Source organism: Ensifer sp. ENS06 (assembly GCF_014852205.1).
GTDB lineage: Bacteria > Pseudomonadota > Alphaproteobacteria > Rhizobiales > Rhizobiaceae > Ensifer > Ensifer adhaerens.
Window position 1 is genome coordinate 167,839 of the sequence record NZ_JACVBC010000006.1, and the last position, 24,827, is coordinate 192,665.

22 protein-coding genes and 1 tRNA gene are annotated in these 24,827 nt (G+C 62.3%); 10 read left to right on the top strand and 13 right to left on the bottom strand.

Going from position 1 to position 24,827, the window contains the following annotated elements; all coding sequences use genetic code 11:
* Positions 1-68: 68 nt before the first annotated feature.
* The 3 genes from mmsB to chvE all read right to left on the bottom strand — a co-directional run bounded on the left by mmsB (position 69) and on the right by chvE (position 3,977).
* Positions 69-1,277, bottom strand: a complete 1,209-nt coding sequence (mmsB, locus tag IB279_RS21760; protein WP_034793886.1) for a multiple monosaccharide ABC transporter permease — start codon at positions 1,275-1,277, stop codon at positions 69-71.
* The gene (mmsA, locus tag IB279_RS21765; protein WP_034793889.1) at positions 1,277-2,812 is read right to left on the bottom strand and encodes a multiple monosaccharide ABC transporter ATP-binding protein; all 1,536 of its coding nucleotides are present in this window, start codon (positions 2,810-2,812) and stop codon (positions 1,277-1,279) included. The genes mmsB and mmsA overlap by 1 nt, the downstream gene beginning before the upstream one ends.
* 97 nt (positions 2,813-2,909) lie before the next feature.
* A complete protein-coding gene (gene chvE, locus IB279_RS21770) occupies positions 2,910-3,977 on the bottom strand; it encodes a multiple monosaccharide ABC transporter substrate-binding protein (RefSeq protein WP_034793892.1) in 1,068 nt (355 codons plus the stop codon).
* Positions 3,978-4,265: 288 nt separating this feature from the next.
* On the opposite strand from chvE, the gene IB279_RS21775 reads away from it, so the two are divergent.
* Positions 4,266-5,237, top strand: coding sequence for a LysR family transcriptional regulator (locus IB279_RS21775; RefSeq protein ID WP_034793895.1), 972 nt, complete (start codon positions 4,266-4,268; stop codon positions 5,235-5,237).
* A gap of 75 nt (positions 5,238-5,312) precedes the next feature.
* On the top strand, positions 5,313-5,762 hold the full coding sequence (locus tag IB279_RS21780; protein WP_060582450.1) for a hypothetical protein: 450 nt from the start codon (positions 5,313-5,315) through the stop codon (positions 5,760-5,762).
* Between the two features lie 3 nt (positions 5,763-5,765).
* On the opposite strand, the gene IB279_RS21785 is transcribed toward IB279_RS21780, so the two are convergent.
* Positions 5,766-6,020 (bottom strand): hypothetical protein, encoded by a 255-nt coding sequence (locus IB279_RS21785; protein ID WP_043611667.1) that lies wholly within the window; start codon positions 6,018-6,020, stop codon positions 5,766-5,768.
* A 336-nt stretch (positions 6,021-6,356) separates the two neighbouring features.
* On the opposite strand from IB279_RS21785, the gene iolG reads away from it, so the two are divergent.
* Entirely contained in the window at positions 6,357-7,349 is a 993-nt protein-coding gene (gene iolG, locus IB279_RS21790; RefSeq protein WP_034793914.1) for an inositol 2-dehydrogenase, read from the top strand.
* A gap of 87 nt (positions 7,350-7,436) precedes the next feature.
* Here the strand turns inward: iolG and IB279_RS21795 are convergent, their stop codons facing one another.
* Together IB279_RS21795 and IB279_RS21800 are read right to left on the bottom strand one after the other, a co-directional pair.
* Entirely contained in the window at positions 7,437-9,797 is a 2,361-nt protein-coding gene (locus IB279_RS21795; protein ID WP_112771981.1) for an EAL domain-containing protein, read from the bottom strand.
* Between the two features lie 116 nt (positions 9,798-9,913).
* Positions 9,914-11,140 carry an ROK family transcriptional regulator gene (locus tag IB279_RS21800; protein ID WP_060518848.1) on the bottom strand — a complete coding sequence of 409 codons (1,227 nt, stop codon included), beginning with the start codon at positions 11,138-11,140 and terminating at the stop codon, positions 9,914-9,916.
* Positions 11,141-11,487: 347 nt separating this feature from the next.
* Here IB279_RS21800 and xylF point away from each other — a divergent pair, with 347 nt between their 5' ends.
* The 3 genes from xylF to IB279_RS21815 all read left to right on the top strand — a co-directional run bounded on the left by xylF (position 11,488) and on the right by IB279_RS21815 (position 14,875).
* On the top strand, positions 11,488-12,525 hold the full coding sequence (gene xylF, locus IB279_RS21805) for a D-xylose ABC transporter substrate-binding protein (RefSeq protein ID WP_192339804.1): 1,038 nt from the start codon (positions 11,488-11,490) through the stop codon (positions 12,523-12,525).
* Between the two features lie 226 nt (positions 12,526-12,751).
* On the top strand, positions 12,752-14,077 hold the full coding sequence (locus tag IB279_RS21810) for a sugar ABC transporter permease (RefSeq protein ID WP_112771980.1): 1,326 nt from the start codon (positions 12,752-12,754) through the stop codon (positions 14,075-14,077).
* Positions 14,078-14,089: 12 nt separating this feature from the next.
* Entirely contained in the window at positions 14,090-14,875 is a 786-nt protein-coding gene (locus IB279_RS21815; protein WP_034793927.1) for an ATP-binding cassette domain-containing protein, read from the top strand.
* A gap of 59 nt (positions 14,876-14,934) precedes the next feature.
* Here the strand turns inward: IB279_RS21815 and IB279_RS21820 are convergent, their stop codons facing one another.
* Positions 14,935-15,378, bottom strand: coding sequence for a GtrA family protein (locus tag IB279_RS21820; RefSeq protein ID WP_060518852.1), 444 nt, complete (start codon positions 15,376-15,378; stop codon positions 14,935-14,937).
* Positions 15,379-15,570: 192 nt separating this feature from the next.
* Here IB279_RS21820 and IB279_RS21825 point away from each other — a divergent pair, with 192 nt between their 5' ends.
* The 3 genes from IB279_RS21825 to IB279_RS21835 are packed head-to-tail and all read left to right on the top strand — an operon-like array spanning position 15,571 to position 18,466.
* Positions 15,571-15,966 carry a hypothetical protein gene (locus tag IB279_RS21825; protein WP_143556401.1) on the top strand — a complete coding sequence of 132 codons (396 nt, stop codon included), beginning with the start codon at positions 15,571-15,573 and terminating at the stop codon, positions 15,964-15,966.
* Complete coding sequence (locus IB279_RS21830; RefSeq protein WP_210209366.1) at positions 15,932-17,401, top strand: GMC family oxidoreductase N-terminal domain-containing protein; 1,470 nt, start codon at positions 15,932-15,934, stop codon at positions 17,399-17,401. The genes IB279_RS21825 and IB279_RS21830 overlap by 35 nt, the downstream gene beginning before the upstream one ends.
* A gap of 36 nt (positions 17,402-17,437) precedes the next feature.
* Complete coding sequence (locus IB279_RS21835) at positions 17,438-18,466, top strand: NAD(P)-dependent oxidoreductase (RefSeq protein ID WP_060518859.1); 1,029 nt, start codon at positions 17,438-17,440, stop codon at positions 18,464-18,466.
* Here IB279_RS21835 and IB279_RS21840 read toward each other — a convergent pair.
* Genes IB279_RS21840 through IB279_RS21850 form a run of 3 tightly spaced genes read right to left on the bottom strand, consistent with a single transcriptional unit; the run spans position 18,450 to position 21,749 of the window.
* Positions 18,450-19,223, bottom strand: a complete 774-nt coding sequence (locus tag IB279_RS21840; RefSeq protein ID WP_090298132.1) for an HAD family hydrolase — start codon at positions 19,221-19,223, stop codon at positions 18,450-18,452. The two genes, IB279_RS21835 and IB279_RS21840, sit on opposite strands and share 17 nt — an antisense overlap.
* Entirely contained in the window at positions 19,220-20,227 is a 1,008-nt protein-coding gene (locus IB279_RS21845) for a UbiA family prenyltransferase (RefSeq protein WP_051659300.1), read from the bottom strand. The genes IB279_RS21840 and IB279_RS21845 overlap by 4 nt, the downstream gene beginning before the upstream one ends.
* Before the next feature lie 43 nt (positions 20,228-20,270).
* The gene (locus tag IB279_RS21850) at positions 20,271-21,749 is read right to left on the bottom strand and encodes a glycosyltransferase family 39 protein (RefSeq protein WP_146749550.1); all 1,479 of its coding nucleotides are present in this window, start codon (positions 21,747-21,749) and stop codon (positions 20,271-20,273) included.
* A 430-nt stretch (positions 21,750-22,179) separates the two neighbouring features.
* On the opposite strand from IB279_RS21850, the gene IB279_RS21855 reads away from it, so the two are divergent.
* Positions 22,180-22,256: transfer RNA gene (locus tag IB279_RS21855), tRNA-Arg, on the top strand.
* Positions 22,257-22,360: 104 nt separating this feature from the next.
* On the opposite strand, the gene IB279_RS21860 is transcribed toward IB279_RS21855, so the two are convergent.
* From IB279_RS21860 to IB279_RS21870, 3 genes are all read right to left on the bottom strand, one after another.
* On the bottom strand, positions 22,361-22,993 hold the full coding sequence (locus tag IB279_RS21860; protein WP_112771977.1) for a formyltransferase family protein: 633 nt from the start codon (positions 22,991-22,993) through the stop codon (positions 22,361-22,363).
* Positions 22,994-23,445: 452 nt separating this feature from the next.
* On the bottom strand, positions 23,446-23,982 hold the full coding sequence (locus IB279_RS21865) for an OmpA family protein (protein WP_112771976.1): 537 nt from the start codon (positions 23,980-23,982) through the stop codon (positions 23,446-23,448).
* 13 nt (positions 23,983-23,995) lie between these two features.
* The gene (locus IB279_RS21870; RefSeq protein ID WP_034793947.1) at positions 23,996-24,673 is read right to left on the bottom strand and encodes a L,D-transpeptidase; all 678 of its coding nucleotides are present in this window, start codon (positions 24,671-24,673) and stop codon (positions 23,996-23,998) included.
* Between the last annotated feature and the right edge of the window lie 154 nt (positions 24,674-24,827).

Sequence of the window (24,827 nt, forward strand, 5' to 3'; positions counted from 1 at the left end):
CGCCGATCCTGGCAGCTGTGGCTGCCGGTGAATGTTACTGGTTCGCGTCGGGTCTTATGGCTTTCCGCTCAACCCTTGTTCTTGTTGTAGACATCGAAGAACACGGCAGCGAGCAGCACGAGGCCCTTGATCAACTGCTGGTAATCGATGCCGATGCCCATGATCGACATGCCGTTGTTCATCACGCCCATGATGAAGGCGCCGATGACGGCCCCGATGATCTTGCCTACACCGCCCGACGCCGAGGCACCGCCGATAAAGCAGGCCGCAATGACGTCGAGCTCGAAACCGACGCCGGCCTTCGGCGTTGCCGAATTGAGGCGAGCGGTGATGATCATGCCGGCGAGTGCCGCAAGCACGCCCATGTTGACGAAGGTGTAGAAGGTCAGCCGCTCGGTGTTGATGCCCGAAAGCTTGGTCGCCTTGACGTTGCCGCCCATGGCATAGATGCGGCGACCGATCGTCGAGCGCGTGGTGACGAAGGTATAGAGCGCAATCAGCACGGCCATGGCGATCAGCACGTTCGGCAGGCCGCGATAGGTCGCAAGCTGGAAGCCGATGAACAGCGCCACGGCAGCGATGACAGCCATCTGCACGGCGAAGAAAATGAACGGCTCGTTCTCCGTGCCGTGCTGCTCGTTGATCTTGCGGTCACGAATGCCCGCGTAGATCGCGTAGCCGACGAGCGCGATGACGGCGACGAGCGCCACCATGTTCTGAATGGTCTCGGGCGCCGGATTGAGGAAATAGAGGAAATCCGGAACGAAGCCGGTCGACAGCAGCTGGAATTCCTTCGGGAACGGACCGATCGGGCGGCCGCCGAGCACCACATAGGTGAGCCCGCGGAACACCAGCATGCCGGCCAGCGTCACGATGAAGGATGGGATCTTCTGGTAGGCAACCCAATAGCCCTGGGCCGCCCCCATGACGCCGCCAACGATCAGACAGGCGGGAATGACGATAATGGCGGGCAAGCCCCATTTGACCAGCATGATCGCTGAGATCGCGCCGATGAAGGCGACGATCGAGCCGACCGACAGGTCGATATGCCCGGCAACGATGATCAGCAGCATGCCGAGCGCCATGATGACGATGAAGGAGTTCTGCAGCACCAGGTTGGTGATGTTGACCGGCTTGAACAGCACGCCGTTGGTGACGAACTGGAAGAACAGCATGATCACCACGAGCGCGACGAGCAGGCCGTATTCGCGGATGTTGTTCTTGAGATAGTCCCCGATCGAGGGCTTGTTGTTTTGGGTGCTCGTATCGGCGACCATTAGTGTTTCTCCCCTGAACGCATGATGGCACGCATGATGGATTCCTGGCTCGCTTCCGCCTTCGAAAGCTCCGCGACGATGCGGCCCTCGTTCATGACGTAGATGCGATCGCAGGTTCCAAGCAGCTCCGGCATTTCCGATGAGATCATCAGGATGCCCTTACCCTCGGCGGCAAGCTGGTTGATGATGGTGTAGATCTCATACTTCGCGCCGATATCGATACCGCGTGTCGGCTCGTCGAGGATGAGAACTTCCGGATTGGTGAACAGCCATTTGGACAAGACGACCTTCTGCTGGTTGCCGCCCGAAAGGTTGACCGTTTCCTGATAGATCGAGTGCGAACGGATGCGCAGCTTCGAGCGATAGTCGGAGGCGACCTTCGCTTCCTTGCGATCGTCGATGACGCCGTTCGCGGCCACCGCCTTCAGATTGGAGAGCGTTGTGTTCTCCTTGATGTTGTTGATCAAGACGAGACCGAGCTGTTTGCGGTCCTCGGTGACATAGGCGAGCCCCGCATCGATCGCACGCGGAATGGTGCTGACGTCGACGGGCTTGCCGCGCATCGTCACGTCGCCGGTGATCTTGTGGCCCCAGGACTTGCCGAAGAGGCTCATCGCCGTTTCGGTGCGCCCTGCCCCCATCAACCCGGCGATGCCGACGACTTCGCCGGCGCGGACGGTAAAATTGACGTCGTGCAGGAACTGCCGATCGCGGTGCTGCTGGTGGAAGACGTTCCAGTTCTTCACTTCGAGCAGCGTCTCGCCGATCTTCGGTTCGCGCGGCGGATAACGGTCTTCCATGGCGCGGCCGACCATGCCCTTGATGATCCGGTCTTCGCCAATGTCTTCGCTGTGACAGTCGAGCGTTTCGACCGTGCCGCCGTCGCGCAGGATGGTGATCTGGTCGGCAACCTTCCGGATCTCGTTCAGCTTGTGCGAAATGATGATCGAGGTCATGCCCTGGGTGCGAAACTCCATCAGCAGCTTCAAAAGCGCATCGGAATCGGTTTCGTTGAGCGAGGCGGTCGGCTCGTCAAGGATCAACAGCCGCACCTTCTTCGAAAGCGCCTTGGCGATCTCGACCAGTTGCTGCTTGCCGACACCGATGTCGGTGATCAACGTCGCCGGGGATTCGCTCAAGCCAACCTTCTTCAGCAGTTCCTGCGTACGGGCAAAGGTCTGCGGCCAGTGAATCACACCGTTGCTGGCGATCTCGTTGCCGAGGAAGATGTTCTCGGCGATCGACAGCAGCGGCACCAGCGCCAGTTCCTGGTGGATGATGATGATGCCGAGGTCTTCGCTGTCGGAAATCGTCGAGAAGCGGCGGGCTTCGCCGCCATAGTGGATTTCGCCATCATAGGTGCCGGCGGGATAGACGCCGCTCAGCACCTTCATCAGCGTCGACTTGCCGGCGCCGTTTTCGCCAACGAGTGCGTGGATCTCGCCTTCGCGGACCTTGAAGCTGACATTGTCCAGCGCCTTGACGCCCGGGAACGTCTTGGTGATGCCCCGCATTTCAAGAATGATATTGTCCATGTTCAGTCATTCCAGCGGCAGTCTTCAAGAGAGTACCGGCTCCGTCATCTGGATAAAAGGGCCCGCGCGCATGCACGGGCCCTCACGCTCAAAAAGATCAGTTGTTGATCTGGTCTTCGGTGTAGTAGCCCGAGCTGACGAGCACGTCCTTGATGTTGGACTTGTCGACGGCAACCGGCTTCAGCAGGTAGGACGGAACCACCTTGACGCCGTTGTCATAGGTCTTGGTGTCGTTCACTTCCGGCTCCTTGCCTTCCATGATCGCGTTGACCATGCCGACGGTGACCTTGGCGAGTTCGCGCGTGTCCTTGAAGATCGACGAATACTGTTCGCCGGCAAGGATCGACTTGACCGACGGCAGCTCGGCGTCCTGGCCGGTGACGGCAGGCATTGCCATGTCGCCCGAACCGTAGCCGACGCCCTTCAGCGCCGAAATGATGCCGATCGACAGGCCGTCATAGGGCGACAGAACGCCATCGACCTTGGCGTCGGTGTAGTTCGACGACAGCAGGTTTTCCATGCGGGCCTGGGCCACGGCACCGTCCCAACGCAGCGTGCCGACCTGGTCCATGCCCTTCTGGCCGGACTTGACGACGATCTTCTTGCTGTCGATCAGCGGCTGCAGGACCGACATCGCGCCGTCGTAGAAGAAGAAGGCGTTGTTATCGTCCGGCGAACCACCGAAGAGCTCGATGTTCTTCGGCTCGGTTGCGCCGTCGAGCTTGAGGCCCTGGACCAGCGACGTTGCCTGCTGCACGCCGACCTGGAAGTTGTCGAAGGTGGCGTAGTAGTCGACATTGCCCGAGTCGCGGATCAGGCGGTCATAGGCGATGACCTTGACGCCGGCGTCGTGGGCCTTCTGCAGGATGTCGGAGAGCGTGGTGCCGTCGATGGCGCCGATGACGAGAACCTTGGCGCCCTTGGTCACCATGTTCTCGATCTGAGCGAGCTGGTTCGGGATGTCGTCGTCAGCAAACTGCAGGTCCGGCGTGTAGCCAGCTTCCTTGAACAGCTTCTCCATGGTCTCGCCGTCGGAAATCCAGCGGGTCGACGTCTTCGTCGGCATGGAAATGCCGACCGTGCCCTTGTCCTGCGCAAATGCCGGTGCAGCGAAGGACGCGATCGAAATCGCGGCGGCTGCGAGAAGCGAAGTCATCAATTTCATCAGTTCTCTCCCAAAAAAGTTGAAGCCGGCAGGCGAGAGCCTTTCCGTCTATGCGCAGCAATCCGCCGCCCGAGATCTTCGTCTCCGGCAGCGGATCAAGGTGAAGGAGAGGCCTCCCCGCCTCGCATGCTCCTACATGCGCTGGCACATAAGCAAAAACTGGAATGAAACCATATAACTGTCAAATACAATATTGCTTTGAATACATACCAAAAATGATATATCGAGCGCAAACAGTGTGATTTTTGAAAATCCCTGAAAACCAAAGAAAAAAACGCAGAGGTTGAAATGCGCGATCAGAAACCGAGCACCGCCGGCGAACTCTTCGATTCGACGCTTTTCCGCTCGGGCCTGAAGATCAGCCACCTCCGGCTGATTCTCGCGATCGACGATCACCGCCGCATCAGCGCCGCCGCTGACGCCCTCGGCATCTCGCAACCGGCGGCCTCGCGCATGCTCTCGGAAATCGAGACCATGCTGAAGGCGCCGGTCTGCGAACGCGTTGCCCGCGGTGTCCTGTTGACACCCTATGGCGAAGCGCTGGCGCGACGCGCGCGCAGCATCTTTCTGGAACTCCGGGAGGCATCGCGCGAGATCAACGAGTTGAAGACCGGCAGCGGCGGCTCGGTTTCGCTCGGCTCGGTCACGGGCCCGGCGCTCAATCTCGCCGTGCCCGCCATCCGTCAGGTGATGACCGCCTATCCCGGCATCGAGATCAACGTCCAGATCGAAAACAGCAACGTGCTGGCAAGGGAACTGCTCGCCGCCCGCCACGATTTCATCATCGGCCGCATCCCCGACGACCAGCCGCCGCGGCTCTTCAACATGGTGGAGATCGGCTACGAGGAGGTTTGCCTGATCGTGCGCGACGGCCATCCGCTGCTCGACAAGCCCATGGTCGTCGCCGAGGACTTGCCCTCCTATGACTGGGTATTCCAGCCGCCCGGCACCCTTCTGAGACGCGCAGTCGAAGACAGTTTTGTGGCGGCCGGGGTGAGACTGCCGGCGACCGTGATCAACACCTCCTCGATCATCCTGACGCTGTCGATGGTGCGCAACACCAACGCGATTGCACCTGTGGCACTCGACGTCGCCAACCTGATTGCCGGCAACGGTACGCCGGCCGGCGAAATCCGCATCCTGAAGACCGAAATCCCGATCCGAATCAAACCCTATGGGCTGATCACTGCCGAGGGACGCGCGCTTCCGCCGAGCGCCAAGCTGCTCTACGACCTGATCCTCAAGCAGGGCCGCGCCTGATCAGCCCTGGCATGATCAGTCTGATCAGCCCGGGATAATCTCCGCCTGCCATGGTGCGCCGCGATCGGAGACGTCATGTTTGGAATGTCAGTCTTTCAGTCGGTGCTCGAGCGGCTGAAATCGGAAGAGGATATCGAACCGGCACCGGCCGAAGCGACGCGCGTCGCCACGCCTTACGCCCCGGCATTCGACAACGCCTTTGCGGCCGAAAGCGCCCGCTCGGCGGCCTTCGGCGCCGTCGAGCGGGCCTATCTCGATGCGTCCTTCGTGGAGCCGCCACCTCCGCCGGTCATGCCGGACTATCTCAGCCGTACGACCCTTGCCGACGTGGCCGAGGAACTGGCCCTTGTCGACAGCGAAACACAAATGACGCTTGCGGCAAAGCGCCGGGCCTTCGCGGCCCTGAACCATCCGGACCGTCTGCCGGCCGCGTTTCGCGCCAATGCCACCGTGCGCATGAAACTCGCCAACATGCTGATCGACGAAGCCGCAAAGCAGATGCGCGCCATCACCCCGGCGCCGTGAACCTCAGCCGGCAGCGTCGCTCCCGTCGCCCTTGCCTTGCCCCTCGTCCCCAGCTTTCTCGACGCCCTTCTCGCTCGGCTTGTAGAAAACCAAGAGAGCCGCTGAGGCATAGGCGGTGACCGCGAGGAAAATCATCCCCCACATCGTTTGCTCGCCCAGGAATTCGACCACTGTCCAGACGCCGCAGAAGCCCACGATCAGCAGACGGATCCACAGTGGGCGGTAGAAGGGATGGTCCGGATCGATGAATTTGAGCATTCTGTCCTCTGGTGGCCTTGTCGCGTGCGTCCCATTTAGGGGAAATTCGTCGCTGACGGCAAGGCCATGGCCTCCGACTCCCCTTGACGGACGCAATAAAAATGGAATAAAAATTCCGAAATAATCTACATCGGCGACTTCATTCCAAATAAGAAGCAGCCGAGTAGAAACGGAGGTATCAAGGGAGAGGTGCTGAGCGCAGCGTTCCAACGCGCGGTCTTTCGTGGCAATTCTCCAAACCATTCGCGGAAGCAGCGTTCCGCGGCGCCTTTGCGCGATGAGCGCTTATCATCACGCCCCTTCCCGGTCGCGAACCGGAATTCGAGAGAAACAGAGATGACAGTCAGATTTGGTCTTCTGGGCGCCGGCCGCATCGGCAAGGTTCATGCGAAAGCCGTCAGCGGCAATCCCGACGCTGTGCTTGTTGCCGTCGCCGATGCCTTCCCCGCCGCCGCCGATGCCATCGCCAAGCAGTATGGCTGCGAGGTCCGCACCATCGAAGCGATCGAAGCGGCGAAGGACATCGACGCCGTCGTCATCTGCACGCCGACTGATACCCATGCCGACCTGATCGAACGCTTCGCCCGCGCCGGCAAGGCGATCTTCTGCGAGAAGCCCGTCGATCTCGACGCCGAGCGCGTGAAGGCCTGCCTCAAGGTCGTGAGCGAGACCAAGGCCAAGCTGATGGTCGGCTTCAACCGCCGCTTCGACCCGCATTTCATGGCCGTGAAGAAGGCGATCGACGCCGGCAAGATCGGCGATGTCGAAATGGTGACGATCACCTCGCGCGATCCGGGCGCCCCGCCGGTCGACTATATCAAGCGTTCGGGCGGCATCTTCCGCGACATGACCATCCATGACTTCGACATGGCCCGTTTCCTGCTCGGCGAAGAGCCGGTCTCGGTGACGGCAACCGCTGCCGTTCTCGTCGACAAGGCGATCGGCGAAGCCGGCGACTACGACAGCGTTTCGGTCATCCTGCAGACGGCGTCCGGCAAGCAGGCGATCATCTCCAACTCCCGTCGCGCCACCTACGGCTACGACCAGCGCATCGAAGTCCACGGCTCGAAGGGCGTGGCTTCCGCCGAGAACCAGCGCCCGGTCTCGATCGAGATCGCCAATGGCGACGGCTACACCCGCCCGCCGCTGCACGATTTCTTCATGACCCGCTATACCGAAGCCTATGCCAACGAGATCGAGAGCTTCATCGCCGCGATCGAAAAGGGTGCGGAAATCACGCCGTCCGGCAAGGATGGTCTCGCGGCTCTCGCGCTTGCCGATGCGGCTGTAAAGTCCGTCGTCGAAAAGCGCCAGATCAGCGTCGCCTGAGCCTTCGACCGACGACCGATCAAGGAAAAAGGCCGGGCGCCATATGCCCGGCCTTTTTCGTATCCGCACTGCCCGGCCGCGGCCGTTTCAACCGTCGGCGCGCGCCGGCACCTTCTCCCGGCGCGCGGTTTCCTGGCCGGTGCTGGGCGCGGCACCCGGCCGACCGGAGAGAAAGCCCTGTATCTGCAGGCAGCCCTCCTCCGCAAGGATCTGTCTTTGCCGTTCGGTTTCGACGCCCTCGGTCACGACCGCGAGCCTAAGGCTGTGGCCAAGCGCGATGATCGCCCGGACGATCGCCTGCGCCGAAGGGTCCTTTTCCAGCGCCGCGATGAAGCTGCAGTCGATCTTCAGCTTGTCGAAGGGGAACGTCTGAAGGTTGCTCAGCGACGAATGGCCGGTGCCGAAATCGTCCATGACGATCCGCACACCAAGGACCCGTAGCCGCACCAGCGCTGCCAGCACGTCCTCGCGATTGTGCATCAGCGCCGCCTCGGTGATCTCAAGTTCGAGCCGCCAGGGATTAAGGCCGGTGCGGCGCAGGATGTTCGCAACCTGGTCGAAGAGGTTGGGCAAAAGGAACTGGACCGGCGAAATGTTGACGGAAATCGGCAGGGGCTCGTTCCACTTCGCCGCTTCCGTGCAGGCCTGCTCCAGCACCCATTCGCCGATCTGGATGATCGAGCCGCTCTCCTCGGCAATCGGGATAAAGACATCCGGGCCGATCAACCCGCGCTGCGGATGCTCCCAGCGCAGCAGCGCTTCGTAGCCGATGATCCGGTCGCTCTGGACTTCGACCAGTGGCTGGTATTCGAGGAAGAATTGTCGGCGGAGCACCGCATGGCGCAGGTCGTTTTCGATCTGGCGGCGGGTGCGTACCGCCTCGTCCATCTCCCGGTCGAAGAAGCAGGCGATGCCCTTGCCGCTCTGCTTGGCGCGGTAGAGCGCCGTGTCGGCATTGTTGCGCAACTGATCCGCCGTCTGCCCGTCTGCCGGAAAGATCGCAGCCCCGATGCTGACGCCGACGGCGGTCGGGTCACGATTGGTGTCCATCTCGGCAGCAAACAGCGCCAGGATCCGGTCCGTCAACTGCCGCGCCGCCTCCGGCTCCCTGCCGCCCACCTGGATGATCGCAAACTCGTCGCCGCCGAGCCGGGCGATCGTATCCTGCTCGCCGACGGCTGCGCGCAGGATATCGGCGACCTTCATCAGGATGCGGTCGCCCTCGCCATGGCCGAAGATATCGTTGACCGCCTTGAAGCGGTCGAGGTCGAGGCAGAGGATCGCCAGTTCCTCGTTTCTCGCAGCCGCCGCCGCCAGCGTCTGGCCCAGCCTGCGGTCGAAGAAGGCGCGGTTCGGCAGGTCCGTCAGCGCGTCATGATGGGCGAGATGTTCGATCGTGCGCTCGGCTTCCTTACGCGCCCGCAAGTCACGCACGAAGATCACGTCGCATTCCCGGCCGCGATACTCGATCGTCCGGCACATGAACTCGACGGGAATGGTGCGACCTTCTGCGTTCAAGAGGTCGATTTCGCCCGGACCGTCGCCGTGTCTGTGGGCGTCCAACCCCTCCTCGCCGAAGACGAAGATGTCTGCCGGGTGCCGTCCGGAAAGCTCCGAGAGCTTGCGACCTGTCAGGCCCGCGAAGCGCTCGTTGGCGTCCACGATTACGCCATCGAAGACGATCGCCATGCCTTCGAGCGACGCATTGGCGAGTCCGCGCAGATCCGTCAGATGCCGGTCGAGGAAGAGCGCGCCGAAGGCGAGCACGATCAATGTGGTCGAAGCGGCAATGACGCCGCCTGCAAGCCAGGCGGGATGGATGGTATCGGCAACGGCGACATTGGCCTCGGGCACCAGCGTGATGCCGCTCATCGAGGTGAAGTGCAGCGCGCAGATGCCGACGACCAGCAGGAGCGACGCGACGACCAGGCGCCGCACGCCGCGCAAGAGCTGAAAGGCGTAGAGCGCGGCACCGGCCAGCACCGTCCCGGCGAGTACGGCGGAGACGGTGGATTGGGGATTGTAGGCAATATGTCCCTGGATCTCGATTGCCCGCATGCCGGTAAAGTGCATCGCCGCAATGCCGGCGCCGAGCAGCAGGCCACCGCAGGTCATCGAGAGATGCGAGCGCCCGCCAAGACCGATCGCAAAGGCCATCCAGGACGCTGCGATCGCCACGGCCACCGACAGGAGCGTGCCCCAGGCGCCATAGGCGACGGGAACGCCGCCGTCATAGGCGAGCATGGCGATGAAATGGGTGGACCAGACGCCGATACCGCAGGCAAAACCGCTGGCCGCGATCCACAAACCGCGTTGGCTGCCTTCGCTTCGTTGCGCGCGCAACAGGAGCAGCATCGTCGCGACGCTGCCTGCCAGGCAGACGATCGCGGCAACCAGGATGAGGCGCCAGTCATGATCGTCGCGTATGCATGCAATCACTGAAAACATAATCGTCTCCCGCGTCAGGGTCACCTTGACAAGGAGTCGCTAAATAACTGTAAATTGTATCACTGGAATTGTTCGCCTTCGGTACAACCCCAAAAATGGTTGCCCGAAAATTCGCCTCAACCGTGCATCGCCGATCCGCCGACGCTGGCGATGTCGCCATCGATCACACCCAGCGCCCGCGCCAGGTGCCCCTCGAAAACCAGGCGCTGCTCGTCGGCAACGACCGTGATTTCCGGCGGCCCCTGAAGACGGATCTGCATCGATTGGGCAAGCCCCTCCTCGATCCCGGGCAGCATCAGATCGAAGTATCGGATGCCGGGTCCGGTGACATGGACCGGCATGCGCTCGTAGAGGCTCAACATGCGTGAGATGCCGTTGCCGAGCGCGATGCCGGCCTGGCGAAAGGCATAGCCGGCCATGCGGTGGCCCTGTCGTGCGCTGGCGGCAATCTTGTCGAGCTCCGTCACCGGAACGAACTTGGCGGGGATCGTGTCTGCCGGCACTTCGAACGCCGCGCGCAGGATGCCGTAGAAGCCGGCCGCCGCCTCGATGCAGCCATAGGCGCCGCAGCGGCAAAGGCCCGCGGACGGCGCGTGCAGCATGTGGCCGAAATTCGGCGCGCTGACATCCATATCGCCGCTCTGGCTCTTGCGGGCAACACCAAGGCCGATGCTGTGGCCGAGCGAGATCGCCGCAAGCGCCCTAAAGCCGCTCTCCGGCTTGCGCTCTGCCTGGGCGGCGAGGGCCTGCGCGACCAGAAGGGTTTCGTTGCTGAGCATGACCTTCGCCCGCCAGTCCGGCGCGAGCAGCGCGGCGAAATCCAGCTCCTCCCGCCCGAACACCGGCGACCACAAGAGCCGCGCGGACGCGCCGTCGACCAGGCCCTTGCTGCTGATAGAGACGGCCAGTACCTGGTTCCGCTCCAGTCTCGACCGCTGCAACAGGCGCTCGAGCGCATCGACGAATGCCCGGGCGAAAGGGGCCGTACCGCGCTCGTCGTGGTTTCTGCTTTCGTCGAAGCGGTCGAGCAACGTGCCGCCGTAGTCGACCAGCGAATATTGCACGATGTCGGACGAGATCCGAACGACGATCAGATGACCGTGATCGCGGCGTGGCGTGAACAGCACCCGCGGCCGCCCGCGCCCGCCCTGGACCTGCTGCTCTGCCTTGGCGAGCGCACCAGCCTTTTCCAGTTCCGCCGTGATCGCCGAAACGGTCGCGGAGGCAAGCCCGGTCTCGGCAGAGATTTCCGTATGGGAGAGATTGCCGGCGCGCCTGAGCGCCGCAAGGACCAACGCGCTGTTTTGCTGACGCACGAGCTCAGTGCTGGACTTGGTCAGCATGAGACGTCCCTGTCAGTGGCGGATCCTTCGAACACATGCCCCTCCCAAAGCATCTGTTTGACGGCAAGACAAGGAGCAGAACGCCTTGTCGACAGCCTTGTGGCACCGATTTTCGGGGCGGTCGAGAAACATCGGACGCGACCGCTCGCGGAGCACCTTGTTGATGCCGCAACCACCGCTTTCGCACCGTGTTGACAGCCTCAAAAATCCATGACATTCATTTTCTCGACTGTCGAGAAAATAATTCCGCACAATGTAGCGGCACGATCTACGACAGCGTCTTAAGGCTGGCGGAGGATGGTGCGGGAGGTTCGCACGCTTGGCCGGCCCTCACTCGGGAGGATGAAATGAAAACCGTTTTGAAGCTGATGGCAGGGGTTGCCGTCATCGTTTCCCTGCATTCCGTTGCCCAGGCGAAGGACCTGGTCGTCGGCGTATCCTGGTCCAACTTCCAGGAAGAGCGCTGGAAAACCGACGAAGCCGCCATCAAGGCAGCCCTCGAAGCCTCGGGCGACAAGTACATCTCCGCTGACGCCCAGTCGTCCGCCGCCAAGCAGCTGACCGACATCGAGTCGCTGATCGCTCAGGGCGCCAACGCACTGATCGTACTTGCCCAGGACAGCGACGCCATCGGCCCGGCGATCGAAAAGGCCGCTGCCGAAGGCATTCCGGTCGTCGGCTATGACCGCCTGATCGAAAACCCGGCCGCCTTCTACATCACCTTCGACAACAAGGAAGTGGGCCGCATGCAGGCCCGCGAAGTGTTCAAGGTCAAGCCGGAAGGCAACTATGTCTTCATCAAGGGCTCGTCCTCCGACCCGAACGCCGACTTCCTCTTCTCCGGACAGATGGAAGTGCTGAAGGAAGCCGTCGACGCCGGCAAGATCAAGAATGTCGGCGAAGCCTATACCGACGGCTGGAAGCCTGAAAACGCCCAGAAGAACATGGAGCAGTTCCTGACCGCCAACGACAACAAGGTCGATGCGGTCGTCGCTTCCAACGACGGCACCGCGGGCGGTGCGGTCGCAGCCCTCGACGCCCAGGGCCTGGCCGGCTCCGTTCCGGTCTCCGGGCAGGACGCCGACAAGGCGGCCCTGAACCGTGTTGCTCTCGGCACGCAGACCGTCTCGGTCTGGAAAGACAGCCGTGAACTCGGCAAGCGCGCCGCAGAAGTCGCCGTCGAACTTGCCGGCGGCAAGAAGATGGAAGAAGTCTCTGGCGTCACCACCTTCAACGGCGGCCCGAGGGGCGTGGCCATGCAGTCGGTCTTCCTGGCTCCCCTGCCGATCACCAAGGACAACCTGAACGTCGTCATCGACGCGGGCTGGATCTCCAAGGCTGAAGCCTGCCAGGGCGTCAAGGGCGACGTCGCGGCCTGCAAATAAGCCGCACCAGCAGAACTGAGCGCTGACAAAAGACAAGCGCCGCAACGCAACCCGTTGCGGCGCTTGCGCAAGGTGCGGACGCGGCGGACAATACCGCTACCGCGACCGCACAATCAGCACGAAGGCTCGGTTTCTGCCGTCGTACCGGACTTGTCGCGTCCACTTGGGGCTCTTGGTGCCACTGACGCGATGACATCAACAACATAAGTGGGGGGAAGGCACGTCCATGGCCGACATCACACAAGGCAACACAAAGGGCGCACAGACAAATCGCGCCCGTACAGCGGACGAGAACCCGGTAAAACGTTTCTTCCGCGCCACCGAGATCGACACCCGGCTGCTCGGCATGGTCGGCGCGCTCATCATCATCTGGGTCGGCTTCCAGATCATGACCGGCGGGCTGTTCCTGACGCCGCGCAACCTGTGGAACCTGACGGTTCAGACCTCCTCCGTCGCCGTGATGGCGACCGGCATGGTGCTGATCATCGTCACCCGCAACATCGACCTCTCCGTCGGCTCCGTGCTCGGCTTCTGCGGCATGGTCATGGGGGTCATGCAGGCGAAGTTCCTGCCGCAATATCTCGGCCTCGAACACCCGGCCATCTGGATCATCACCCTTCTGAGCGGCATCGCCGTCGGTGCCGCCATCGGCGCGCTGCAGGGCTCGATCGTCGCCTTCCTCAACGTGCCCGCCTTCATCGTCACGCTGGGCGGCCTGCTCGTCTGGCGCGGCGCCACCTGGTTCGTCACCAGCGGCCAGACGGTCGCGCCGATGAACGCCACCTTCCGCCTGATGGGCGGCGGCACTGAAGGCTCGATCGGCGCAACGGCAAGCTGGATCGTCGGCATCCTTGCCTGCATCGCCATCGTCGCCGCCATCCTCAATTCGCGCAAGCAGCGCAAGCGCTTCCGCTTCCCGCTCCGTCCGATCTGGGCGGAGTACTTCCTGGCGATCCTCGGCTGTATCCTGGTTCTCGGCGCGATCGCCGTTGCCAACAGCTACTACTGGCCGACCAACATCGCCCGCAAATATGCCGACGCCAACGGCATCGCCTGGCCGGACGGCGGTCTGCTGATCTCGCACGGCATTGCCATTCCGGTGCTGATGGCGATCGTCGTCGGCATCGTCATGACCTTCATTGCCACCCGCCTGCGTTTCGGCCGCTACGTCTTTGCGCTCGGCGGCAACCCGGAAGCGGCCGAACTCGCCGGCATCAAGACCCGCTGGGTTACCGTCAAGATCTTCACGCTGATGGGCATCCTCTGCGCCATCGCCGCGGCGATCTCGACCGCCCGCCTCAATGCGGCAACCAACGCGCAAGGCGAACTCGACGAGCTCTACACGATTGCTGCAGCAGTCATCGGCGGCACCTCGCTTGCCGGCGGCGTCGGCACGATCGCCGGCGCCATGATCGGCGCGCTCGTCATGCAATCCCTACAGTCGGGCATGGTGCTCTTGGGGATCGACAGTCCGTTCCAGCGCATCGTCGTCGGCGTAGTCCTCGTCGTCGCCGTCTGGCTCGACACCGTCTACCGCGCCCGCGCCAAGTAAGGAGTACGATCCATGAAAGACCAACGCACTCCGCTTGTGGAAATGAAGAACATTTCCATCTCCTTCGGCGGCATTCACGCCGTGGACAACGCCTCCGTCGACCTCTACCCCGGAGAGGTCGTGGCGCTGCTCGGCCACAACGGTGCCGGCAAGTCGACGCTGATCAAGATCCTCTCTGGCGCCTACAAGCGCGATGCCGGCGAGATCCTGATCAATGGCGAGGCCGCCGACATCAACAACCCGCGCGACGCCAAGAAATACGGCATCGAGACGATCTACCAGACGCTCGCCGTCGCCGACAATGTCGACGCCGCCGCCAACCTCTATCTCGGCCGTGAGCTGCGCACCCCCTGGGGCACGCTCGACGACGTGGCGATGGAGGCCAAGGCCCGCGAAGTCATGGGGCGCCTCAACCCCAACTTCCAGCGCTTCAAGGAGCCGGTGAAGGCGCTTTCGGGCGGCCAGCGGCAATCGGTGGCGATCGCGCGCGCGATCCTCTTCGACGCCCGCATCCTGATCATGGACGAGCCAACGGCAGCCCTTGGGCCGCAGGAAACCGCCCAGGTCGGCGATCTCATCAAGCAGCTGAAGCGCGAAGGCATCGGCATCTTCCTGATCAGCCACGACATCCACGACGTCTTCGACCTCGCCGACCGCGTGTCTGTCATGAAGAATGGCCAGGTCGTCGGCCAGGCCCGCACCGAGGACGTCACCAAGGACGAGGTGCTCGGCATGATCATCATGGGCAAGGTGCCGCCAAAGGCGATCCCCGGCCCAGGCGCCATGCAGGTGGCGTAAGCCCAGCGTCGCACTAGACCACCCTCTCAATGACGCCGCGCCCCCCGGGCGCGGCGTTTCTATTTGCCCGATGGGGCTCGCCCCGCAGCACGGGCCGGCTCTGTGCCGCGCCCTTCCCCCGCGCTGCCGGCGCGAAAGATCAGCGTCCGGCTCAGCGCATAGTTCACCGAAAAGACCAGGAGCAGCGCCAGCGCCTGGGCAACGACATAGTGCATGACGGCCGATAGCAGCGTGAAGGCGACCGCGTTTATTCCGGCGCCGAAGGTCGACACCGCCAAGAACTTCGGCAACGCCTTCAGGTGCGGTTCGTCGGATCGGAAGGTGAAACGCCGCTGCAGGAAATAGTTGACGACGACGGCAAAGTAGAAAGCGATGGTGGACGCATAGACCGGTTCGAGCCGCGCCGTCTCGACCAGGACGGCGAGCGTGGCCACCTGCAGGCTCGCCGCGATGCAGCCGCAGGCGAAATAGCGAACAAAGCTCATATCCAGAAGGCGTCTCATCCGGTGCCTTTCGCATCGAGCGACATCCAGCGGCTGGCGCATAGATGGTCGCCGCCTGGTCGAAAACAACGTTTTAGTAGCTTTTGCTTATAAGAGCAGCTAGAAATACAGGCAGTAAAGAGCAGACAACCGTATTCATCAAAGCAGCGCCAGGCTCCTTTCGAGGGGCCGGCTTGATAACGGGGCTCGGCCATGTCGCAGCACTTTCAACAGGCCATCCTGGCGCTCGGCGAAGCGATTGCCCATGAACGCGGCGCTACCGATGACAGCCGGGGCGCCCTGGGCGTACGTGCGGCAGAGTTTCTGCTGAAAGTTCATCGTCAGATGCCCGACTATCTGCGCCCGCCCTTCCATAGTCTCGTGCTTCTTTTCAATGCCTGGCCGCTGCTGCGCAGAGGCAAGTTCTTTCATCAGCTTTCGCTCGACGACCGACTGGCCGAACTCGACAAATGGCGGCAATCCCGCCTCGAGTTCCGTCGGCGCTTCGTCGAGTTCCATATGTCATTGGCATTATTCTGTATTTACTCAGACCTTTACGGCCAGGATTACCAGTATGAACCTGCAACCGGAGCACCTGCTAGCCCCTGAGAGGCTTGCCCCCGACATCATCGTCATCGGCTCCGGCCCGGGCGGTGCGGTGACCGCCACCCGTTGCGCGGAGGCGGGCAAGTCCGTGCTGATGATCGAGGAAGGTCCGCATCTGGCGCTCGAGTCTGCGCCGCATTTCTCCCGCGAGGAAATCCTTCAGAAGTACCGCAACGCCGGCATCAACATCGGCTTCGGCGCGACGAAGATCGCCTATGTCGAGGGCTGCTGCGTCGGCGGCGGCAGCGAGATCAACCGCGGCCTCTACCACCGCACGCCGCAAGCGGTGCTCGACCGCTGGCGCCGCGACTATCGGGTCGATGCCCTGACGCTCGAAGAACTGACCCCGCATTTCGACGCCTGCGAGGCAGTAGCCCGGGTCGAATACCTGCCTGGCCCTGCGCCGCAGCTATCGACACGGCTCGATGAGGGTGCGCAGCGGCTCGGATGGTCTTCCCTCGAAGTGCCGCGCCTCTTTGCCTACGCCGCCGCGGGGGCCGGCGGATCTCCGGGCCGCAAGCAATCGATGTCGGCAACCTTCGTGCCGCGCTTCCTCGACGCCGGCGGTATGCTCCTCGCCGATACCTGCGCGACCAAGCTTACCCATGCGAACGGGCGGTGGACGGTGCATGCGCGCAGCAAGGGACCGGCGGGCACGCGACAGATCGAACTGAAGGCAAAAACCGTCTTCGTTGCCGGCGGCGCGGTGCAGACCCCGTGGCTGCTGCGCCGCTCAGGCATCACTCGCCATGTCGGCGACAGCTTGCGCTTCCATCCGATGCTGAAGGTGGTGGCAGTCTTCCCCGACGAACTCAACACCCCTGGCGAACTCGAACCCGTCCACCAGATCAAGGAATTCGACCCGCGCTTCAGCATGGGCTGCTCGATGAGCAAACGGCCGGCGCTGGCGCTCGCCATGGCGGCACACCCGGAGATGATCGATGCGGTCGATCGGGACTGGCGGCGCATGGCGATCTACTACGTTCAGAGCACCGGCGGATCCGGCAAGGTGAGATCCCTGCCCGGCTTTCGCGATCCCCTGGTGCGCGTCGGCCTTCAACCGTCGGATCTAAAGGAACTGGCCGTCGGCCTTGCACGCCTCGCCGAAGTGCTCTTTGCCGCCGGCGCCCTTGCAGTCTATCCGAGCATTCCGGGCTATCCGGTGCTGAAATCGCTGGCCGATATCGCCAAGCTTCCCGAAACGCTTCCTCCCAAGCAGGCAAACGCCACTGCGCTTCACCTTTTCTCCTCCTGCCCGATGGGCGAGGACGCCGAGAAATGCGCTGCGAGTTCGTTCGGGCGCGTGCATGGCGCCAGCAATCTCTACATCGCCGACGCTTCGCTTCTGTGCGGGCCGACGGTCGTCAATCCACAAGGGACAGTGATGGCCGTCGCGCATCGCAACATCACACGCGCGCTCGAGGATCGGGCAATCTGATCAGAAAACTTCCGCAGACAGGGACTGGAGGGACATATGCGACATCTCATCACCGGCGGATCAGGCTTCATCGGCAACCTCGCAGCTCGACGGTTGCGCGAACACGGCGACGAGGTGCGGGTGCTCGACCTCTGGGAGGATCGTTCCCGCCCGGCGGACATCGAGTTCGTCAATTGCTCCGTGCTCGACCGCGACGGCGTGCGCGCCGCCATGCGCGACGTCGACGTCGTCCACCACAATGCGGCGCTGGTGGCGCAGACGGATGCGGGGCGCGACTACTGGAACGTCAACGTCGAGGGGACCCGTATCGTCTGCGAGGAAGCCGCAAGAGCGGGCGTCCGGTCGCTGATCCATGTCAGTTCGACCGCCGCCTACGGCATCCCGCCTTCCGGCCCGATCACGGCGACAACCCCGCTTCGCCCGGTGGAGCCCTATGGAAAATCGAAGCGCGCCGGCGAAGAAGTGGCCGAGGCCATCTGCACGGCCGCCGATATGACCCTGATCACCATCCGGCCCCGCGCCACCCTTGGCGGCGGCCGGCTCGGCATCTTCCAGATCCTCTTTGAATGGATCAGCGAAAACCGCGCCGTCTATGTCATCGGATCCGGCAACATCAAGTTCCAGTTCGTCCACGCCCATGATCTCATGGATTTCTACATGCTGGCGCTCAAGGCCGGTCGGAGCGGCACCTACAATGTCGGCACCGACAGCTTCGGCACGCTGCGCCATGACCTGGAGGCCCTGATCCGCTATGCCGGCAGCACATCGAAAGTCCGGAGCCTTCCGACCGCCGCCACCATCAACACGCTGCGGGCGCTGCATTGGCTGAGGGTCTCGCCGCTGGTGCCCTGGCACTACCTCACCTACCACAAGGAATGCTACTTCGACGTCGAGCCCCTGCTTGCCATGGGCTGGCGGCCGAAATACTCCAACGAAGCCATGCTGCAGGAGAGCTACGACTGGTATCGCCAAAGCGCGAAGCTCGCGTCAGCCGTCACCGCAAAGAGCCCGCACCGCGCGCCGCTCAAGCAGGGCGCGCTCTGGCTGCTCAAGATGATATCGTAAGCGAGCGGGGCGCCGGAGCCGGCGCGCCCATCGGCTGCGGCTCCGTCACTGGCCAAAAGATCTCGTCGTCATAGCCGCGGAACGTATCGACGCCGGCAATTGGGCTTGCGCTGCGAATCAGGGCGCGCATGCCGTGGCTCTGCGCCACCGCCCAGTCGCGCTCCACCCGGTCGCCAATCATGATCGCCTGCTCCGCCGGCACCTGCGCACGATTGAGCACATGGGCAAGACCGGCCGGATGCGGCTTCAAAGCGCCGACTTCGGGATCCATGGCGGAGACGACGATACTGGCGCCAAGGCCAAGCGCCTTCAGTTTCTCCGACGCCGGATAGTCGGACAAAACCGCAATCGTCTTTCCCTGAACCGCAAGGCCGGCAAACACCCGCTCGACGCCGTGGCACCGGCAAGCCGGAAGGAGATCGAGCGGACGCCGTTCGATCCATTCCTCGACCGTCTTCCGGACGCTCTCCGGCGACTGCCCGCACCGCTCCGCAGTCAGTTCGTATTGCCGGGCTGCCACATCGGTCGCCAACGCATCGCCCAGTTCCTCGCGGCAGTCGCGAAAGGCGCGCAGGATGCGGATGGTGCCAAGGCTGCACCTGCGCGCCGCGTCAGCAACAAGCCGCAGCAGCATCCGCGCCCGCAGCCGCCGCTGGTCGTAGAGCGTGCCGTCGAGATCGAACACCACGAGACGCACCCGATCCCAATCCACCGGTCCATTTGGCAAGGCCCCGTTCGGCAGCGTCGAACCGGTCATTGCAGCGACGATATCGGCACGAGGAACGAAGCGGCCAGGAAGTCCAGCACCGGCACGTTGACGAAGCTCGCGAACAGGAAGACGACGATGGTCAAGGTCAGCATGACGTCCAGCCGCCGGGAGTGAAACAGCCTTTCCGGCCGTTGCACCACCGATCCGGGGCGCGTGGCAAGCCAGAGATAGACGGCGAAGAGGCCGCTGATGAACGGAAAGACGAGGATGTATTCCACCCGGTATTTCACCAGGAAAACGCCAAGCAGAAACGCCGTCATCATCGCGTAGACGAAGCAGGAAACGGTGAGGCTCTCCTCGGTGTAGTATTCGAATGACCGCCTATATTTCTTCAGGACGGCGACCCCCGCATTCGCGGCGATGTCGCGATACTCCCCGAGCCGCTTGGCCGCCATCAGGAAGGCGCCGGCCATCCAGTAGGCCGCAAGCACGCTGACCGGCGGCAAGGTCACCTGATCGACGATGGCCCAGCCGAGCAGGAAGCGGATCGGATTGTTGAGGCATTCCGTCAGCACATCGAGATAGGGCTTGTCCTTCGCCCGGATGGGCTCGACGTTGTAGAGGATGCCGGACAGCAGGAAGAGCAGCGACGTGGCGAAGAACAGCTTGCCGACGACCGACGCAAGCAGCAGTCCGATGACGGCAAGCAGCAGATATTCGCCGTAGACGATGCGCGGCTGCATCTCGACGACGACGGCGCGACGCTGCGATTTGGTCGGATGGGCCGCGTCGCGTTCCCGGTCGAGCCACTCGTTTATGACGTAATTGGCCGATGCGATCGAGACGGCGCTCAGAAGCCCCACGGGAATATTGATGACGAGAGCGGCCGGATCAGGCTCGCTGAGGGCACAGGCAAGGATCAGCCCAGGCAGGATGAAAACGTGCTTGGTGACATGGTCGAACCGGGCCAGCGACAGGTAGTCGCTTGCCCTCCCCCGCGGTTGGGGCCCCAACGCCTCGATAGGCGTCGTCTCTTCCGGGTTTGCTGGCATGTCCCTCTCCTTGTCTAGAGACCACGCGCCTGAGTCGGGACGCCTACGGCGCGCCGGTACTTGCCGTCTGGTAGATGCGACCGTCCCTCTCGGAGCGCACGAGCTTCAGCCTGGCGAGTTTGACGAGCTCTTTCTCCGTTACCAGGTAGAACCGCCAGTCGATCGCATCGACGAAGACGACATAGGCATTCTTCTGCGCCATATCCTCGCGAAACCGCTCTAGCTGTACGTCGAGCGAACCCGCGTCACTCTCAAGGCCGGTTCGTCTTTCGCTGTGGGAGGGGATCCAGTCCGTCGAGCGGCGCGTCAGGAAATTGAGCGGGTCGCACGCATTGGTGAAGATGACCGCATCTGCCGGCAACGCCCTGACTGCGCGCACGATCGGCGACGACTTCCAGGCCGTGCTCTGAAACCCCACCCCGTCACGGAAGGCCTCCGCCGTCTGGGCGGTGCTGCGCAGTCCGTGGATGGCGAGAAGGCAGAGCAGGATCAGCGCAAGCGAACGCCGGACGACAGGTGCTGCATCGACGCGACCGCAATAGTCCGCCGCCGCAATTACCAGAACGAAGATGATGGCGACATAGAAGGGAAGCGAGTAGCGCGAATTAAGCTGCAGGTTCGCCTCCACATGCACGGCGAGCACGACGAACAGCAGATAGAAATATCCAAACAGGCCGAAGATGAGGGTCATCAGATCGTGGTCGTCCGGCCGGCGTTCGGGCCAGTTTCGCTTCAGCGTCTGCACCAGAACAACCGTCGCCGCGACAAGCGCGAGAAGCAGCACCGGGATGCGGATCACCTGCGGCACCTGGCTCGGCAGGAGAAAGCTCGCCAGAAGCGACAGCCCGCCTAGCCAGCGATCGGCATCGGCATTGCCATAGAACCAGAGCGCGCGGCCAACCGACCGGCCGACAAGCAGCTTGCTGACGATCACCCAGGCGAGAAAGATACCAGCGCTACCAGCGAACAGGAGGACGACGTCGAGGAGCCTTTGGCGAAGGGATCGCGCCGAATTGTAGAAGAGCGCGATTGTGGCAAAGGCCGCCCCGACCGGAGGCGCCACGAAGCGAGCGAGCATGGCAAGCCCGACGCAGGCAGACGAGGCAAGCAAGGGCCCCCGCCCTTCACCGCGCATATAGCGAATGAAGAAACGGATGGCGAGAAATGTCAGCGCAAGGAACAGCGCCTCCGACATCGCTATCGTGCTCGTCCAGAGGAATGTCGGATTGACGATGATCAAAAGCGTTCCGACGGTCACGAAGAACGGTTGATCCGGCAGCGCCGTCCTGAACAGCGAAAAGACGAGCCAGGTATTGAGAAGATAAAGCAGAAAGGCGATGCCGAGCGCGACATGCTCAAGCGCAAACCCAAGGGATCCCCCGGCACCCAGCATCCACGCGTAAAGCGGCGCGTCATAGGGCGTGCTGACGATCTGCATGTAACGCGTCGAATCCGGAAGGATGCCGATACCGTTCCAGGTGTTCAGCACGAAAAGCGCGGCCGCGAGAGCAACAAGAAACATCAATGCGGGATCGGAGCGCAGCCTCTCCAACGCCGGTTCGCCGGTCGTGAGATATCGGTTGACCAAAACTTGCCCCCTCGCCTGAAACAATTACGCGAGCACTGGGTACTGGAGCACTTGGTTACTGGAACGCTTGCCTACTTGAGCACTGGCACTTTAATTTAGAATTATCTTTAATGCAGAATTTATAACGCGCCGCCTTTCGTCGCAAGGACGTTCGCCTGACCAATTCTAGCTACATCGGGTGGGTGATCCCGTCAGATGGGTTGGCCGTCGCCCGGCGCCATGCCCGAAGCGATGCGCCGCGACCACAACGCAAGCACAGGATGGCGGTTTCTACCACAATCTCTTGCAATGACCATTGAAGCGACGCGCAAGCTAGGCTAAGAACCGCTCACAGCCTGCTTCGGCGGCCCTGCCGCCAACGGATGCACCCGTAGCTCAGCTGGATAGAGTGTTGGATTCCGATTCCAAAGGTCACAGGTTCGAATCCTGTCGGGTGCGCCATTTTACGTCTTGAAATTGTTGATTGATAACGTGCCGTCTTCAAGATGCGAGAAGCGCTGGTTGATGGCAGGCAATCCGTACATGTCCGCGCCCTTCCGATTTTCCTAGACTACCGTTTCGGCCTCGAGTGCCTGCAATTCCCTGAAGGAAGCCATCCACCCCTCGGGAAGGCCGTGTGACGCGTTCACCGGCGTGTCGGGCGCTTTGATATGGATCGCTTGGTTAACCCAGACCAATCCGCAATAGACCTTCATGAGATATGCCCGCTTCTGCCAGCGCGAAAGCGGCCACTGAGGATCGGCACCGCAAGCGATCTGCGACACCAGTTCCCCACCGTCCACGCTCTGATCGACGCGATGAAGCGAACAGCCGAGCAGGCGAGCCTTCGCTTCATAGGCGTCCTCCACGCCTCTCAGCCCCTTGAACGCCGGCAAGGCTGCCGGATGGATGTTGAACGTATCGACGCTATCAAACAGTTCGCTCGAAACCAGACGGTCAAAGAACAGCAGTATATTGTTGACGCGCAGGTCTTGAAGGGCTGCGGCCACCTTGGTGGAAAACAGCTTCCTGTCTCGCTCTTCGATGCGGATGTGCTTCGCGTTGACGCGGCCGGCAACCACCTCCGCCCCACACCCTCTATCAGTGATCACCGTGAAATCGACGCCGTCGTGTCGAACAATGCGAGCCACCTGTTCAAACGCTGCCCCACCAGAAGATACAAGGACGGCGAGTTTCATGTTTTGCGCTCCGTAAATATTTTACCGCCCCGAGGAATGCCCCGACATGGCGCAGCTACCGCGTCGCACGTCTGGTGAGACGCTGAAAGCACTGTAGGTTTTCGAACTGCCGCACTTTCCATCCGTGTGGATGCCATGAAAGGACGCATGACGCAGAGGCAGGCAGACGGAAGTATCAGATCACCCCCTGCTTTGAGAAGACTATGGCACTTGCGCTTCAACCAATTGATGCGGCGGCCGCCGTGCCCTGTCGTTCCGCGAAACACAGGGCAACATATTCGTCGACCGATAGGCCAACGAGAAAAGTACCGGGCTGCGAATAGCCACGCCCGCCCGTTTGTGGCTATGCGCCCTGGTCTCCTGTGCTGAACGCCGCGCTGATGGCCAACACATGTAGTCCATTCCGCGTTGGCGGAAGCGACCGTCCACGGTCGTTGGAAGCCGCCGCCCGCTCAAGTCGCGTCGCGTTCCGTCCTGAGGTTGGAGACGACGCGCCGGTTCTGGACCTTGCAGGAGCGCTCGGTGCAGTCGCGCACCTCGCGGTCGTTGCCGTAGCCTTTGGCCCACAAGCGATTGGGGTCCACACCCTTGGACACCAGATAGGCCATTACCGCATCGGCGCGTTTCTGCGACAGCGTTTCCATCTTGGAAGCAGAGCCGCTGTCGTCGGAAAAGCCCTGCAGCTTGACCAGCCAGCGCGGGTTGCTGTTGAGCCAGATCGCCTGCTTGTCGAGTGTCGCCTTGGCGACGCTGTCGAGTGCGGAGGAATCCTGGGTGAAGTAAGTCCGGCGGCCGACATTGAGGATAAAGTCCTCTTCCGTGCCGACCGATACGGTCTCAAAGCCGGGTGCCGGGTCGTCGGTTTTTCCGGTCATCGGCACGGCTGCGGGCTCTTCGACGGCGGCAATCTCGGTGGTGTTGCAGGAAGCAAGCGTCAAGAGAATGGCGGCCGCGGAAAGCAGCCTCGTCAATCCGGTCATAGCGGGCATCGGGTGATATTCCTCATTCGACCGGAGTTGCGACCGGGGTTGCTTGGCTGACCTCGGGGGCCTTTTCGGCGATATGCGGCAGCACCTGCACCGCCGTGCCGATGGGGCAACGCTGGTAAAGGTCGATCGCATCCTCGTTGAACATGCGGATGCAGCCGCTGGAGGCATCCTTGCCGATGCTGCCCGGCTCCAGCGTGCCATGGAAGCGGTAACCGGTATCGACGCCGTCGCGCAGCAGGTACATGGCGCGGGGGCCGAGCGGGTTTTTCGGCGAGCCGCCCTCGACGAACTCAGGCAGTTCGGGATGGCGCTCACGCATCTCCGGTGGCGGCGTCCAGCGCGGCCACAGCGATTTCCGGTCGATTGTCGCCCGGCCGTACCATTTGAAACCCTCTTTCCCGACGCCGACGCCGTAGCGGATGGCCGTCTTGTTCTCCATGATCAGGTAGAGAAAGTGGTGCCTGGTATCGACGACGACGGTGCCGATCGGCTCGCTGCTGAAATACTTGACGACCTGGCGCTGCCATTTCCTGTCAATGTTGGCGAAATTGGTGCTCCGGTATGTCACGCCGTTATCCACGGCCGGGCCGGAAAAATAGGCTGTCGCCTTTGCCAGTGCCGGGCTCTGAAGCGCATTGGCGCCAAGCAGCGCCAAACCACCAAGCATAGTCTCCCTGCGGGTCCACACCATCGGCAATATCCCCCGAAAGCCAATTAGCGAGGCTGCAGTAAATCAGATTTTTGAACTGCTACAACAGAAAATTCTCAAGCATCGATTCTTTCGCGACGACCGGACAATAGATTGGATCTTCTCGGCGTTCGTCGCAAACGAAAAGGCGGCAGAC

Coding starts and splice junctions, on each gene's coding strand:
- IB279_RS21810 (WP_112771980.1), top strand. CDS start 12,752: ATGGCCGACATCACACAAGGCAACACAAAGGGCGCACAGACAAATCGC.
- xylF (WP_192339804.1), top strand. CDS start 11,488: ATGAAAACCGTTTTGAAGCTGATGGCAGGGGTTGCCGTCATCGTTTCC.
- IB279_RS21775 (WP_034793895.1), top strand. CDS start 4,266: ATGCGCGATCAGAAACCGAGCACCGCCGGCGAACTCTTCGATTCGACG.
- mmsA (WP_034793889.1), bottom strand. CDS start 2,812: ATGGACAATATCATTCTTGAAATGCGGGGCATCACCAAGACGTTCCCG.
- IB279_RS21825 (WP_143556401.1), top strand. CDS start 15,571: ATGTCGCAGCACTTTCAACAGGCCATCCTGGCGCTCGGCGAAGCGATT.
- chvE (WP_034793892.1), bottom strand. CDS start 3,977: ATGAAATTGATGACTTCGCTTCTCGCAGCCGCCGCGATTTCGATCGCG.
- IB279_RS21845 (WP_051659300.1), bottom strand. CDS start 20,227: ATGCCAGCAAACCCGGAAGAGACGACGCCTATCGAGGCGTTGGGGCCC.
- mmsB (WP_034793886.1), bottom strand. CDS start 1,277: ATGGTCGCCGATACGAGCACCCAAAACAACAAGCCCTCGATCGGGGAC.
- IB279_RS21800 (WP_060518848.1), bottom strand. CDS start 11,140: ATGCTGACCAAGTCCAGCACTGAGCTCGTGCGTCAGCAAAACAGCGCG.
- IB279_RS21860 (WP_112771977.1), bottom strand. CDS start 22,993: ATGAAACTCGCCGTCCTTGTATCTTCTGGTGGGGCAGCGTTTGAACAG.
- IB279_RS21815 (WP_034793927.1), top strand. CDS start 14,090: ATGAAAGACCAACGCACTCCGCTTGTGGAAATGAAGAACATTTCCATC.
- IB279_RS21840 (WP_090298132.1), bottom strand. CDS start 19,223: ATGACCGGTTCGACGCTGCCGAACGGGGCCTTGCCAAATGGACCGGTG.
- IB279_RS21795 (WP_112771981.1), bottom strand. CDS start 9,797: ATGTTTTCAGTGATTGCATGCATACGCGACGATCATGACTGGCGCCTC.
- IB279_RS21780 (WP_060582450.1), top strand. CDS start 5,313: ATGTTTGGAATGTCAGTCTTTCAGTCGGTGCTCGAGCGGCTGAAATCG.
- IB279_RS21835 (WP_060518859.1), top strand. CDS start 17,438: ATGCGACATCTCATCACCGGCGGATCAGGCTTCATCGGCAACCTCGCA.
- iolG (WP_034793914.1), top strand. CDS start 6,357: ATGACAGTCAGATTTGGTCTTCTGGGCGCCGGCCGCATCGGCAAGGTT.
- IB279_RS21820 (WP_060518852.1), bottom strand. CDS start 15,378: ATGAGACGCCTTCTGGATATGAGCTTTGTTCGCTATTTCGCCTGCGGC.
- IB279_RS21830 (WP_210209366.1), top strand. CDS start 15,932: ATGAACCTGCAACCGGAGCACCTGCTAGCCCCTGAGAGGCTTGCCCCC.
- IB279_RS21870 (WP_034793947.1), bottom strand. CDS start 24,673: ATGGTGTGGACCCGCAGGGAGACTATGCTTGGTGGTTTGGCGCTGCTT.
- IB279_RS21850 (WP_146749550.1), bottom strand. CDS start 21,749: ATGTTTCTTGTTGCTCTCGCGGCCGCGCTTTTCGTGCTGAACACCTGG.
- IB279_RS21785 (WP_043611667.1), bottom strand. CDS start 6,020: ATGCTCAAATTCATCGATCCGGACCATCCCTTCTACCGCCCACTGTGG.
- IB279_RS21865 (WP_112771976.1), bottom strand. CDS start 23,982: ATGCCCGCTATGACCGGATTGACGAGGCTGCTTTCCGCGGCCGCCATT.